Here is a 13,146-nt window from a genome sequence, read left to right on the forward strand (position 1 = left end):
CAGCGAACGACGGGACGCGCCTTCCGGTGCCGTTGCCGTCGTGGGCGGCGGCAGCGGTCGTGTGTTGGCGGCGCTGACACGCAACGTAGAAGATCGCCGCGAGCACCGCCCAATCCTCGACGCCTCAGCCGTTCACAGCTTGTTGGCGCAGCCCGCCCGGCAGGTGGAGCGGCAAGGCTGGTCGCTGGCGTACTGGCTGTCACAGCACTCGCGGCACGAGTCCTCGTCGTCGGAGTCGGTGAGGCAGTCGGTGCCCGCGTTGGGATCGCCGCATTCGGTCTCCGCAGGCGCCGGACCGGAGCGGGAAAGCATCTGGATCTCGTGCCCGGACGGGTGGACCCACAGTTCGATCCCGCCCGGATTGCCGGCGAGGCGGTATCCCTGACCCGCGAGCACCTTCGGGGTGAGGCTCGCCGAGTTGCTGACGGTCACGGACAGGTTCGGCTTCTTCGCCCCGTTGGCGTAGGCCAGAAAGTCGAGGGTGAAGTCGGCGCCGTACGCCGCGGCCATCTTCCACCCGATCACGCCGCGCTGGTCCAGGCCCAGCTGAGGCCACCGCGTCAGCGCCAGGCTCGGGCGCCGGGCGAGCTGCTCGGCCTGCGCGTCGGTCAGGGCGACGTCGACGCCGTCGCGCTGCGCGATCAAGGCCGTATCGCGTTCACAGCCCTCCGGCGGGCAGGTATGACCAGCGCAGCGCTGGACCTGCGGCGGGGTGCCGGCATGCTTCCCGAGCGCCCGCGCCACCGCGAGGTTGCCGGCCAGGCGCTGCAGCGACAGCACCGCCTCGGCCGGGCCCGACCCGTCAGGCGACACGCGCCGCACACCAGCCCCATGTCGCCGTGGCGCTTCGCGCTCGTGGACCAGCCGCATAGTCCTTCTCGCCCCCTACCGGCCCATGCTGCTCGTCTCCCAGCTTCTCAGATCCACAGACGGCCAGGACACCGAACGGCCAGATCACCAGGCACGCACCGGCGCTGCGTACACGAACGGCAGGCGATGAACTGTCGTATCCGGGGGTTACCGTCCACGCTGCGCGAAGGCGGCGTGACTTACGGGGGAGGGAAAGTCCGATGTGGATCGTCGAGACCGAGGACAAGCCGATCAACAATCTGGTACGCGACCGCGTCCGGCGCCAGTACGACGACCCGCGGAGCCAGGAGCAGGAACGGGTCAGCTTCCTGCACCCGGCCCTCCCGGACGTCGGCGATCGCGTCATCGTTTGGCGGCCTGGGCGGGGTGGGGGTGTGGTCGGCCACGGCCGGGTCGCACCGGACCGGTCGAGCGTGGTCTTCACGCAGCGGTTCCTGGCCGATCCCGCCGGCCAGCGCGCCTTCGATCTCTGCTATGCGAGCGACCTTCTCGCCGAAGCGAAGCAGCATTTCCGGGAGGTGCCGTTCTCCGTGCTGCCCGACGACAGATGGCCGGACTGGGAACGCGTCATCCAGCAGCCGAGGCGTCCCCGCTGGCCGAGTCTGTGGGAGCAGAATCCCGGCGATGTCGTCAACCGGTTCGAGGTTCATGATTTGTTCGGCGGCTCACCGGTCCGCAGTGCGAGCTTCGCGCAGGAGACCCCCAACGCACTGATCTTCCCGGGGAACGAGGGGCGTCACAGGAGCATCGCGAGGTGGCAGCGCGGCATCGGCGGGCGGATCCTCGTCCATGGCGCGCCGGAAGCGCAGGGCTATCCCGTCCCCGAGAACCACGTCTTCCGGCGGCACCTGCGTCGAGGCGTACCCCTGCGTGTGTTCATCGAACAGGAGAATCTGTACCAGTTCTGCGGCACCTATCGCATCGACGAAGCCGAGCCGATCGTTCGGGAGATCGACACCGGCTCCGACAAAGCCGTGCGTACACCGCGCGGCGACCACCGCGTGCCGAAGCGGATCCCGGTCTTCCAGCTTGTGCCCGACGGGCCGGCGATCGCACCGGAGGACCTTCCGCCGGTACGGCAATACGCACAACCGCGGGTCCTGGAACTGGCGCTCGTGGATCGCGAGGAGAGCCCGCACTACGGTGCCCGCTTCCACGGCGACGCCCTGACCGACCAGTTCAAGAGCCTCGCGTACGCGATGCGCGACGACCCGGTCGCGCTCGCCGCCCTGGCCGCGTTGCCGGACGCGCAGGCGGTCGCCGGCCTCGCCCAGCGTCACCAGCGCCTGAAAGGACTCGACGACCTCGTCCGGGCGGTAGCGGAACCGAGCAGCGCGGAGCGGGATTTCCAGCGCATCCTCGAAGCAAACGTGTGGATGTTCGGAGAGGGCTACGAACCGCGGTCCGCCCGCCGCGGACTCGTCGCCGGTGACCAGCTCGATCTGTCGCTGATCCGGCCCGACCGGTCGTTGCACGGCGTGGAGCTCAAACTCGCGAAGACCCGGTTCCCGCTGGTACGCAGGCATCGCGGCCATCTCATCGTCGGCGTGGACGTCCACGAGGCGGTCACCCAGGCGAGTGGATGTCCGCCCCGACGCACGGCACCTTGCCGTCGTCGGCCGTGACCTTCACGTACTTGCCGACCTGGTCCTTTGGCGTCGCCGCTCGACGAATCAGCGGACGACCTTGATGTTGAAGTCCGACTTGCCCCGAGCGATCGCGATCCGCAGCCACAGAGCGATGTACATCTCGGTACCCCGGGCGGCCGTGATGTCGCCGAGATCGAAGACGTCGCGGTGGCCGAACTCCTGCAACAGTCCCGTCACGAGTGCCTTGGCCTCGGCGGAGTTGCCGCACACGAACACCGTGTGGTCGCCGTCGGCCAGCTCCCGCGGGCGTACCATGATCGCGTTGTTCATGGTGTTGAGGGCCTTGACGACGTGCGCCGCGGGAAAGGCGAGCTGGATCTGCTCGCCGAGCGAGTCGGTGTTCGCGACGAACAGGGTGGGCGGGAAGCCCGCGGCATGGTCGAGCGGGTTGGAGATGTCGAGAATCACCTGGCCGGCCAGCTCACCCGCCGCCCGCAGCGCCGCCAGGGACGCGTCGCCGCCGGTCGCGTTGATCACGAGATCCGCGCCCGAGGCGGCCTGCGCGAAGGTCGCCAGCTGAACGGCCTCGTTGTCGCGGTGCCACGCGGCGAACTCGTCGCGGGCGGCGGTGGCGGAAGGATCGCGGGTTCCCATGAGGACGGTGTGACCTAGCTCGGCGGTACGGCTCGCGACGGCTCGGCCGACCGCGCTGGTGCCCAGAACAGCAATGTGCATGACGGCGAAACTACCTCAACGGCGACGGACGATGAGGCGCAGGCAGAGCGGAATGATCCAGATCCAGCCGGTCTTCACCGTCGAATGTACCCTTGCGGGTACGTACCCGAGCAGTTACGTTAGCGTCATGAACGCCGTGTTGCACGCGCTGGCAGATGAGAGCCGGCGCACGGTTCTCGAGATCCTCCGCGACCACCCGGCGAGCGCAGGAGAGCTGGCCGACGCCCTCCCGATCGCTCGCCCGGGCGTGTCCCGGCATCTCCGCGTGCTGCGGGAGGCCGGGCTGGTCGACGTACGCCAGGACGCGCAGCGCCGGATCTACACGCTCCGCCCGGAGGCGCTCGTCGAGGTCGACGAGTGGCTGGGAGGGTACCGCCGGCTCTGGGAGAACCGGCTCGACGCTCTTCACACCGAGATCGCACGAGGAAAGAAGGCACGACGATGACCACGATCGCGACGATGCGAACGCTCGACGAGACCCACGGAGCAGTCCGGGTCGAGAACCTCTACGACACGGACATCGGCGACCTCTGGCAGGCGTGTACGACGCCCGAGCGGCTGGCCCGCTGGATCGCCCGGGTCGACGGGGACATGCAGGTCGGCGGCACGATCCAGGTCGTCTTCACGAGCAGCTGGACCGGTCCGGCGCGCATCGAGGTGTGCGATGCGCCCCGCCACCTGCTGCTGACGACGGAGCCGGGTACGGACGACGAGGGGCAGATCGAGGCGTGGCTGACCGAGGAGGGCTCCAAGACCCGGCTGGTGGTCGAGGAACGCGGCCTGCCGATGAAACATCTTCCGTTCCACGCCTCCGGTTGGCGGGTCCACCTCGAGGATCTTGGTCGGTCGCTGGAGGTTGACGGCCCGGTCCATCCGGAGGGCTGGAGCTCCGATGCCGGAGCGCCCCGCTGGAAAGAACGCTGGGAAGAGCTCACGCCGGCATACCAGCAGATGGAGATCAGCTGATGTCGGACGTGATCAGGCTCAGCCTGACAACAGTCAATGCGCCCGACGCGATCGCGCTCGCGCGGTTCTACGCCGAGATCACCGGCGGGGTCGCGAAGGGCGACGAGCATTGGGCGCTCGTGGAAGGCCCGAACGGCGACATAGGGTTCCAGCAGATCGATGACTACCGGCCACCGACCTGGCCGGATGGCGAGGTGGGGATGCAGATGCACCTCGAGTTCTTCGTCGACGACCTGGAAGCGACCGGAGCGCGTGTGCTGGCGGCCGGCGCCACCCGCTTCGAGTATCAGCCCAACGCGGACCACTGCTTCGTGTACGCCGACCCGGCCGGGCATCCGTTCTGCCTGTCCACGTGGGGAGCCCCGAGAGTCGGCGACTGACTCAACTCGTTCCGGCATCTACCAGCGGGCCGCAGCCGGAACACGGCTACAGACGAGTGAGTTCGAAGCCTCCGGGTTTGGTTCCCGATTTCTTGCCGTGCCTGGCTGCACCGGAAAGAATGGGCATCCGCCCCCTACGCGTCGGGCAGACTGCGTCGCATGACGATGAAGAGGTGGTTGGCGACAGCGGCGGCCGTCGTCGCTGGGATCGGGGCGGCCCTGGTGGTCCCTCAGCCGGCTTTGGCCAGCGACTGCTGGGCGGCAGGCTGTGACCTGGTGTGGCCGTTCACGAACTATTCGTACTCCGGGCCGTATTCGAACTGCGGCAACAATGGGGCGTACGTCGTGCAGACAAAGTACGCCGAGGACTTCTCGGTGTCGCTGTGGTATTCCACCGGCTGCAATTCCAACTGGGCGACCATCAGCTTCCCGCCTGGCGGTGGTCTGCACCACGTGTCGGTCTACAGCAAGAGCTCGGCGCCGGACGACAACGGCCGTGACGCGAGTTCGGCGGACGGATGGAACGCCACATACATGGTGGATGGTCGCTACCTCGCACAGGCGTGTGCCAGCAAAACCACCGTGGTCTGCACGGGTTGGTTCTGAACGGCCGCGATACAACTCCGGCGTTGGAGCGGCCGTAACGACAGCTGGATCTTGTCGGCAGACGACCAGGCACCCGCCCATCTCGGCAACTTAGAGACTATGCGCAGGATCGATGTCCAGCCATGAGCGGACTTCGTACACAAGGCCGGCACAGCGATACGCGGCGATCAAGCTCGTCGCGGCATGTGACTGTCCACCCGGCAGTCGTCGGATTCCGGATCGTGGTCGCTGCGATCGCGTCAACGTTGATCGGCGCCGGGCTCAGCGTGCCGGCCGCCATCGTCGGTGCTGACCCCTCATGGCCGCTCTCGACCTCTTCGGCCGCCGCTGGAACCTGCGCGTCGTCTGGGAACTGCGGCATGGGCCGGTCGGGTTCCGCGATCTGCGGCAGCGCTGCGACAACATGTCTTCCAGCGTCCTCGGCCCTGAGCGCGGACGGCAAGGATTGAACCCTGGAAGCACTCCCTAGCGCTTTGGAAATCGAATCGGTATGGTGCTTCTGAATCCGAATCGCCGGAGGGTGGCCATGGCTCGCATCCCAGCCCTCGAACCGCCGTTCACGCTGGACGTGGAAGCGCAGCTCGCCACGATGATGCCGGCCGGAATGCCTCCAATCGGCCTGTTCCGAACGTTCGCCAGGAACCTGCCGATGACCATCGCAATGAGCCCCTGGGGCAGGTACGAACTCGGCCGCTTCCTGTCCATGCCCCTCCGCGAGCGGGAGATCGCCATACTGCGAACCTGCGCGCGATGCGGCTGCGAATACGAGTGGGGCGTCCACCTGATGGTCTTTGCCAACCGTGCCGAGCTCACGCCGGCCCAGGTCACCTCGCTCACCTGCGGCTCGCCCGACGATCCATGCTGGACGACCGGCCAGGAAGCCACGCTCATCCGCATGGTGGATGCCCTGCACGACTCCTGCGACGTCGACGACAAACTCTGGCAGTCCGCGCAGGAACTGTTCGACGAGCGGCAACTGCTCGACATACCCCTGCTGTGCGGGTGGTACCACGCGATCTGTTTCGCCGCCCGCACCGCTCGCGTCGAACTCGAGCCCGGTGCTCCCCGCTTTGTCGACGTCACGGCCGCCTGACGGCCGGCCCGCCGGTGGCAGTGGTAAACGCTGCACCCGCGATGGCGAAGGCGGCAGCCTACCGTTGCGCCGGGGAGACGCCGCGGAAATCGGCAGGGTGCGCCTGCGAGCGTTCTGACATCTCGGGCCGCTGACCGCAGTCGGATTGTGTACGCAGCGGCCCGATCGGGCACCATCGATCAGTCCGACTATCGCGCCCATTGCGATAAGTGTTCGCCCCGTTACACGCCGCTAGGCTCGCCGTCATCGAGCACCTGGATGGAGGCGCGGCATGTATCCCGACGAGGATTCCGACCCGACGACCACGGCCCAGACGACCGAAGGCCAGCCCCACGTTCAGCCTGACCCCCAGCGCGGAGAAGAAGCGCAGATCCCGCAGATCGAGATCTCGCCCACGGACCTCGGCGACCGGCTGGACAGCGACGACGAAGAGCTGAGGCGCCTCCTCGCGGACAACGACTTCGACGACCTGTACGGCACTGGCGATCTGGACCCGTACACGGCGGGCGACCTGGATCCGGTGCAGAACACAGCGATTCTTGCCATGGCCGCCGCCGTGAACACCGCCGACGAGGACGTGCGCAGCAGCCACGAGCGATACCGGAAACTGTTCACCTCGATATCGCTGGGGACCGAGGAGGAACTGTCGGACGCCAAGGTAGACATGGACGTCGCGGCTTCCTCAATCCTCGGAGTCGTTCGGCGCACTGGAGACACCGAGGTGCTCCTCGAGATCACCCGCGACATCGGCGCCGAGAACGAAACGCAGGGCCGGTACACGATCGAGTTGCGTACCACGCCAACCGAGTTGAGCGACGACACGGGCTGGGATCATCGGGTACACGCGGTGGCATATGCGGTGTTCCAGATCGAGAACAGCAAGGACCGACCAATCAACCCCAACCCGTACGGCGCCTACGAGATGGAACTGTTCAACGTCGACCATTCCATCTACTTCCCGGGGGCGGCCAAGGTCACCGGGACGGGCCGGCAGGTGACCGTCGCGATACCCGCCACCGAGCTCGGCTTCGACTGGGCCGCGATGGGACCCGACCACCGGCGGCAGGGCATCGTCCACGAGTACGTGACACTGCCGTGGTACATCGAGGACTTCACCGATGACGACCTTGTCGAGGGCCTGGGCGCCCGAGGCCGGTTCGCATACGCCTTCCTCATGTCGGCCATCGCGCGGCTAGCCGGCATCTGGGCGCAGCCGAAGCAACTCGGCCTGCTCAACCGGTTGAGTGTCAAGAACGGATGGGTCGTCCGCCCGCGAACCGCGCCGATCCGGATCCTCGACACACTCGGCGGCGACACGGCCGCCCTGGTCCGGTACGCCGTCGGGCAACGGGCGTGCCCGACAATCGACTGGCCGGGAGCGACGATTCTGTCCGGCAGCCTGACCGCCATGGCCGGGACGTGGAACCTCGCCAAGGCGCACATCCTCAGTGGCCTGCCGATGGGCGGGCACAATCCGCCGGCCGCCTTCGTAGGGTCGTCAGACGCCCTGCTGTTCGAGTACCGGACGGCACCGGACACCCACGCCGCCCTCTTCTACAACCCGGACCGAGCGGCCTTGAACTACGACTTCGACAGCTGACGCGACCGATACCGCGCACGCACAGCAGCCGCGCGCCAGGTGGAGGACGGGGATCCGGCGCGGCCGCCCGCCGCGCTGACGCCGAGACGGCCCGACGTTCCCGCCCGGCGACCGCTGTCGGGCATTGCGCCGGGCCGCAGGTCGGCGACGCATATCGGTTGCCGCCGGAGCCACCCCGCCCCCTATCCTCGCGGGGTGACGATGGCCTTCATCCGTACGCACACGGCCTTTCGGCGGCTGTGGTCCGCACGTGTCGTGTCGTTCATGGGCGACTCGATAGGCCTGGTCGCGTTGATCCTCTACGTCGCGGACCGTTCCGGTACCGGCCTCGCCGTCGCCCTGCTCATGCTCGCCGGTGACGTCGCGCCGCAGCTGCTGTCGCCCTTCGCGGGCGCTGTCGCCGACCGCTTCGACCTGCGCCGCGTCATGGTCGCCTGCGAGCTGGGCCAGGCGGCGGTGATGCTGGTGATCGCCGTCCTGCTGCCGCCGTTGCCGCTGCTGATCGTTCTCGTCGCGGCCCGCTCCACGCTGGCCGTCATCTTCCAACCCGCGTCCCGGTCCGCCATTCCGGCCTTCGTGGCCTCCGACGACCTCCCGCGCGCCAACGCGGCGCTGGGCGCCGGCACCCACGGTCTCGACGTCCTCGGTCCCGTCCTGGCCGCCGGTCTTCTTCCCTTTCTCGGTGTACGCGGGCTGCTGCTCGTCGACGGGTTCAGCTTCCTGGTGTCGGCGGCGCTCCTGGTACGCCTGCCGGCTCTACCGCCGGCTCGGATCGCGCCGCCGTCGATGTTCGCCGACGCCCGCGACGGTCTGGCGTACCTGTGGAGTCATCGGGTGCTGCGCGTCATCGTGGTCGGCTTCTGCCTGGTGGTGGCGTTCAACGGCGTGGACGACGTCGCGCTCGTCTTCCTGGCCAAGGGCCCGCTGCACGGTGGCGATTCCGCCGCGAGCATCTTGTACGCGGGCGTCGGCGCCGGACTGCTGATCGGGTTCGCGCTGCTGTCGCGCTACGGCAATCGGTTCTCGCCACTGGCCCTGATCCCCGTGGGGTACGCGGTCAGCAGCCTCGGCAACCTTCTCACCGGAGTGGCCGCGTCGGTGCTGATCGCCTTCGCCATGCAGACGGTACGCGGGCTGGGCCTGTCGGCGAACGACACCGGCCACGACACGCTGATCCAGCGTACTGTCCCAGCGGGCTTGCAGGGCCGGGTGTTCAGCAACCTCTACGGCGCCATCGGGCTGGCCGGTGGACTGTCCTATGTGCTCGGCGGTTTCCTGATCGATCTGACGTCCCCCCGCGTGACGCTGGTGGTCGCGGGTTGCGGCGGGCTGGCCGTCGCCGCGATCGTGGCGCGACGGCTGCGCCGGGTGGGCGAGCCGCCGGCGGCCGGCGGCGAGACCGCCAACGTCACGTGAGGTTGGCGGTCTCGCCGGGCCGCGCGCTCGGGCCCGACGCAGCGAGACGTCAGGAGGGGTCGTGCTCCGTGGTCCAGCCGCGGACGAGTGCCGCGAACTCCGCCGGCCTTTCCATCGACGGCAGGTGGGCGACATCGTCCCAGTCCACCCGCCGAGCCTGTGGTGCGCCGGCGCACACCCGGCGGGCGGCGTCGTGCGTGGTGTCCAGGTCGTGGCCGCCGACGAGTACCAGCACCGGCAGGTCCAGCTCGTTGAGCCGTTCCAGGGCGGGCGGCTCCAGCTCCGCCTGATCGACGTCGCCCCACGCCTCGGCGATCTCGAACACGTTGCGCTGCATCTCGCGTACGGCCGACACCACCGACGGCTCGACCTCGGCAACGTCGCGCCCGGGACCGGCGACCCAGGAGGTCACGTTGGCCTCGACCGCGGCATCGAGGTCGCCACCGGCCAGGGCGGCCTTCTCGGCATCGAAGAAGGCCCGCAGATCAGGAGTCAGCTCGGCCAGGAGGCTGCCTCCAGGCGGGCACAGCAGCAGTGACTGCGCCAGGTCTGGCCGGGTCAGGGCGACCTCCGTCGCCACCCCCGAACCGAACGAGGCGCCGACCAGGTGGCATCGCGTGATGCGCAGGTGCTCCAGCGTCGAGACGACGTCGGCGACGTGATCGAGCACTCCCTCCGGCCGGGTGGTCGATGCACCGTATCCGCGCAGGTCGACCCGCACGACCGTGCGGTCGGCCGACAGATCGCCCAGGATCGGGTCCCACATACGCCGATCGGCGATGCCCGCATGGATGAGCACAACGGGCAGCCCGCCCTCCCGCGGCGCGCTCGCGTCGTAGGCGATTCCGGATGGGGTGTACAAACTGTCGGTCATCGGTCTCCTGACCTGCGGTGGACATCTCACCCGATTCAACCGTGGCGGCCCGCCGCCGGCCGTCCGAAGCTCGGTGGGGGAGAGCTTGATCACTCATCGGTGCCCGAGCAGGTGTTCGCCGACGGATCCGTGAATCCTTTTCGCCGTCGGCACACTCTTATGAGGGTGTCCTACGCATCAAGCCAGACGGGAGGGGCGGCCATGAACCGTGCCGACTGGGCCAGCGCACAGCTGGTCGCCGCCGCCCGGGACGGCCACATCGAGTCGCTGACCACGCTGGTCGCCCACACCCACCCCCACGTCCTGCGCTTCGCCCACACGCTGTGCGCGACGCCGCAGGACGCCGAGGACGCCGCGCAGGAGGCATTGCTCATCCTGTTCCGCAAGGTCGGCACGCTGCGGTCGATCACCGCCTTGTCGTCGTGGATGTTCCGCATAGTGCGCAACGAGTGCCTACGCCGGCTGCGCCGGCCCGGCCTGGACGAACTCGTCGATACCGGCATAGCGGAATCACCCGAAGACGACGTCATCCGGCAGCTGGAGGCCGAACGGGTGGCTCGGGCGATCGCCACGCTGCCCGACATCCAGCGCCGCGTACTCATCCTGCGTGACGTCCAGGGATACCCGGGTCGCGCGGTCGCCGACCACCTCGGGCTGAGCCTCGCGGCGATGAAGTCCCACCTGCACCGGGCGCGCGCAAGCCTCAAGGCCGCGCTGCAGCACTGAACGCCCTACCTCCGCTCTGTCTCCGCCTTCCTTTCGCCCTTCCTCAGGAGTTCACCATGCTCGGCGTCACTACCACCATGCCCGATCTGGAGCTCGTCGACAGCGACGGCGCCGCCGTCCGGCTGCACGACTACCTCGACGGCAGGCACGTGCTGCTGTACTTCATGCGGGCCACCACCTGCCCGATCTGCGTCCGGCACGTACGCGACCTGTCCCGGCACATCGGCGAGTACGCCGCCCTCGGAGCACGCATCGTGGTGGTCGTACCGGAGGGCCCGGCGACCGCCCGAGCATGGGCGGCCCGGCAGAAACTGCCCTTCCCCGTCGTGACCGGGGCCCAGGGCAGCCCGCACGAGGAGGTCGGCCTCCTGCGTACCGTGTTCGGGGCTGTCCAGCAGTCCGGCACCGTCCTCGTCGACCCCAACGGAGTCGTTCGCCATGTCAAGGCGGCGACGCTACCGACAGCCGGATACGACCGCGCGGCGGTGCTGCGTACGCTGGCTGAGCTGCGTTGACGTCGCATCGTGATCGTCCGCGCGCTCCGCGACCCGGATGAACTGGTGTGTACGGGTCGGTGCAGCCGGTGCTCCCTCGTGGACAGCGGCTACGCCGGACGTTTCAGATGCGGCACTGGTAGGTTCCCGCTGTGGCGATGATCGAACTCCGGCCGGTGATGGACAGCGATCTCCTATACCTCGACACGTTGCACGACGACGACGAGTACGCGTTCTTCGCCGTAGACCACCGTCCCACCGAGAAGCAGCTCCAGTGCCAGATCACCGAGTCTCTACTGCCGACGGTCGACTTCCGGATCGTCAACGACGCATCAACGGGCGAGGCGGTCGGGTGGATCCGGGCCGATCTGGATCTCTACAACGGCCTTGCGCAGTTAGGCTACGGCTTCGCCCGCGCGTATTGGGGACAAGGGTACGCAACCGCTGCGGTAAGAGCGCTGGTGGACGCGCTCTTCGGCCGCAACGACATCCACAAGGTCTGGGCGCGGGTCGACCCTCGCAACGACCGCTCGATGCGGGTCCTGCACCGGGCCGGGTTTCGCCTCGAAGGCACCCAGGAGTCCCACCTCCTCCGCCGCGGTGAGCGGGTCTCCCGCGCCCTCTTCGGCCTGACCCGCGCGCGATGGAGTGAGCGTACGTAGAACGCAGTAATCCCGGACTTCTGGTCCGGGATTGGTATGCGTTGACGGAGTGGTCCAACGGCGGGCTAGCCGGGCATCTCGCCCGGTCGGCGTTCAATCTCGAACTGGCACTCGATCAGCGCGGCAGCGACGAAGGTGTGGTGGACGCTGTCGCGTACTACGCGAACTCCGATCCCGAACCGCCGGACTCGCAGATCGGCCGACGGATCCGCCAACTCGGCGACCAGGAGGCTGCGCCAGGTCAGGCGGTGCTGGCCGACCGATTCGCGGCCAGCGTCGCCCGGCTACGCGACCAGGCTGTGCCGGTGTCGCCCACCGTTGCGGTCCAGATGTTCGGCCGGCTCCTTCCGATCGACGACTGCGCCGCCGCGTGCCTGCTGGAACTCGTCGTCCACACCGATGATCTGGCGGTCAGCCTGGGCCTGCCGACACCCTTGTTCAGTGCACTGCCGAGCTGCCTGAAAGGCACGACTGCCTTCGAGCAGGTTGCCATCGGCGGCGCCACCTCGCGCAGGAGGTCGTCGCCCGCTGTCGACGCGGGCGCTGCCGACCGGTCAGCCACGTTCACCGCGACGGTTTCATGAGGCGAGTTTCACATCAGCACCAGCGATGGCGCCGTGCAGGTGCGACCAACGACGGATTTGTGTTACGGTGGCCGGGTTGCAGTTTTGATTTCCGTAGACGTTTCGGCGCCTGGTGGTCTAACCAAGACCCAATCCAGGTGCTTTTTTCGTTTGTGTCGTTTCCGACGCGGGTGATCAACGCAGCGGCGTGGGAGCCGCACTGGGCGGTCTCCAACAGCCTGCGAAGGAGCAGACATGGCTACAGGTACTGTGAAGTGGTTCAACGGCGACAAGGGCTTCGGTTTCATCAGCCAGGACGACGGCGGCGCCGACGTCTTCGCCCACTTCTCGGCGATCTCCGGGAACGGCTTCCGCAGCCTCGACGAGAACCAGCGCGTGGAGTTCACCGTCACCCAGGGCCCGAAGGGTCCCCAGGCGGCGGACATCCGCCCGCTCTGATCCACACTTTCCCGAACGGCGGCCCTGACTGGTTCAGCAGGCCGCCGTTCGGCGTTCGCCGACCATATGTTCAGGTTCGTTCTCGGGATGTCCGTGGCCTGTGGCCCGTGCCT

17 protein-coding genes are annotated in these 13,146 nt (G+C 68.1%); 14 read left to right on the forward strand and 3 right to left on the reverse strand.

The features are described 5' to 3' along the window. Window positions 1-132: 132 nt before the first annotated feature. Entirely contained in the window at window positions 133-813 is a 681-nt protein-coding gene (locus G401_RS0114795) for a hypothetical protein (protein ID WP_157545730.1), read from the reverse strand. Window positions 814-1,070: 257 nt separating this feature from the next. Between G401_RS0114795 and G401_RS52720 the strand changes: the two genes are divergently transcribed. After that, window positions 1,071-2,495 carry a Shedu immune nuclease family protein gene (locus tag G401_RS52720; RefSeq protein ID WP_027343109.1) on the forward strand — a complete coding sequence of 475 codons (1,425 nt, stop codon included), beginning with the start codon at window positions 1,071-1,073 and terminating at the stop codon, window positions 2,493-2,495. Between the two features lie 48 nt (window positions 2,496-2,543). On the opposite strand, the gene G401_RS0114805 is transcribed toward G401_RS52720, so the two are convergent. Continuing rightward, window positions 2,544-3,194, reverse strand: coding sequence for an NADPH-dependent F420 reductase (locus G401_RS0114805; protein WP_027343110.1), 651 nt, complete (start codon window positions 3,192-3,194; stop codon window positions 2,544-2,546). A gap of 52 nt (window positions 3,195-3,246) precedes the next feature. Here G401_RS0114805 and G401_RS0114810 point away from each other — a divergent pair, with 52 nt between their 5' ends. The 8 genes from G401_RS0114810 (at window position 3,247) to G401_RS45805 (ending at window position 9,255) form a co-directional block, all read left to right on the forward strand. Beyond that, window positions 3,247-3,639, forward strand: a complete 393-nt coding sequence (locus G401_RS0114810; protein ID WP_245601723.1) for an ArsR/SmtB family transcription factor — start codon at window positions 3,247-3,249, stop codon at window positions 3,637-3,639. Further along, window positions 3,636-4,160, forward strand: coding sequence for an SRPBCC family protein (locus G401_RS0114815; protein ID WP_027343112.1), 525 nt, complete (start codon window positions 3,636-3,638; stop codon window positions 4,158-4,160). The genes G401_RS0114810 and G401_RS0114815 overlap by 4 nt, the downstream gene beginning before the upstream one ends. After that, complete coding sequence (locus tag G401_RS0114820; RefSeq protein WP_027343113.1) at window positions 4,160-4,540, forward strand: VOC family protein; 381 nt, start codon at window positions 4,160-4,162, stop codon at window positions 4,538-4,540. The genes G401_RS0114815 and G401_RS0114820 overlap by 1 nt, the downstream gene beginning before the upstream one ends. 159 nt (window positions 4,541-4,699) lie before the next feature. Further along, entirely contained in the window at window positions 4,700-5,146 is a 447-nt protein-coding gene (locus G401_RS0114825; protein WP_157545732.1) for a DUF2690 domain-containing protein, read from the forward strand. A gap of 298 nt (window positions 5,147-5,444) precedes the next feature. Beyond that, window positions 5,445-5,615, forward strand: coding sequence for a winged helix-turn-helix transcriptional regulator (locus tag G401_RS54725; protein WP_157545734.1), 171 nt, complete (start codon window positions 5,445-5,447; stop codon window positions 5,613-5,615). 57 nt (window positions 5,616-5,672) lie between these two features. Next, window positions 5,673-6,239, forward strand: a complete 567-nt coding sequence (locus G401_RS0114830; protein WP_027343115.1) for a carboxymuconolactone decarboxylase family protein — start codon at window positions 5,673-5,675, stop codon at window positions 6,237-6,239. Window positions 6,240-6,510: 271 nt separating this feature from the next. After that, a complete protein-coding gene (locus G401_RS0114835) occupies window positions 6,511-7,839 on the forward strand; it encodes a hypothetical protein (protein ID WP_027343116.1) in 1,329 nt (442 codons plus the stop codon). A 201-nt stretch (window positions 7,840-8,040) separates the two neighbouring features. Further along, window positions 8,041-9,255, forward strand: coding sequence for an MFS transporter (locus tag G401_RS45805; RefSeq protein WP_084557251.1), 1,215 nt, complete (start codon window positions 8,041-8,043; stop codon window positions 9,253-9,255). A 49-nt stretch (window positions 9,256-9,304) separates the two neighbouring features. On the opposite strand, the gene G401_RS45810 is transcribed toward G401_RS45805, so the two are convergent. Beyond that, window positions 9,305-10,129 (reverse strand): alpha/beta fold hydrolase, encoded by an 825-nt coding sequence (locus G401_RS45810; RefSeq protein WP_051366679.1) that lies wholly within the window; start codon window positions 10,127-10,129, stop codon window positions 9,305-9,307. A gap of 201 nt (window positions 10,130-10,330) precedes the next feature. On the opposite strand from G401_RS45810, the gene G401_RS0114850 reads away from it, so the two are divergent. The 5 genes from G401_RS0114850 (at window position 10,331) to G401_RS0114870 (ending at window position 13,033) form a co-directional block, all read left to right on the forward strand. Next, window positions 10,331-10,855: an RNA polymerase sigma factor gene (locus tag G401_RS0114850; RefSeq protein ID WP_027343117.1), complete on the forward strand. Its 525-nt coding sequence runs from the start codon at window positions 10,331-10,333 to the stop codon at window positions 10,853-10,855. A 56-nt stretch (window positions 10,856-10,911) separates the two neighbouring features. Beyond that, complete coding sequence (locus G401_RS0114855) at window positions 10,912-11,370, forward strand: peroxiredoxin family protein (RefSeq protein ID WP_027343118.1); 459 nt, start codon at window positions 10,912-10,914, stop codon at window positions 11,368-11,370. Between the two features lie 137 nt (window positions 11,371-11,507). Then, entirely contained in the window at window positions 11,508-12,011 is a 504-nt protein-coding gene (locus G401_RS52725; RefSeq protein WP_245601733.1) for a GNAT family N-acetyltransferase, read from the forward strand. 41 nt (window positions 12,012-12,052) lie between these two features. After that, window positions 12,053-12,595, forward strand: coding sequence for a maleylpyruvate isomerase N-terminal domain-containing protein (locus tag G401_RS52730; RefSeq protein WP_051366681.1), 543 nt, complete (start codon window positions 12,053-12,055; stop codon window positions 12,593-12,595). Between the two features lie 234 nt (window positions 12,596-12,829). Beyond that, on the forward strand, window positions 12,830-13,033 hold the full coding sequence (locus G401_RS0114870; RefSeq protein ID WP_027343119.1) for a cold-shock protein: 204 nt from the start codon (window positions 12,830-12,832) through the stop codon (window positions 13,031-13,033). The last annotated feature ends 113 nt before the right edge of the window (window positions 13,034-13,146 follow it).

This window comes from Hamadaea tsunoensis DSM 44101 (assembly GCF_000428945.1).
Classification (GTDB): domain Bacteria; phylum Actinomycetota; class Actinomycetes; order Mycobacteriales; family Micromonosporaceae; genus Hamadaea; species Hamadaea tsunoensis.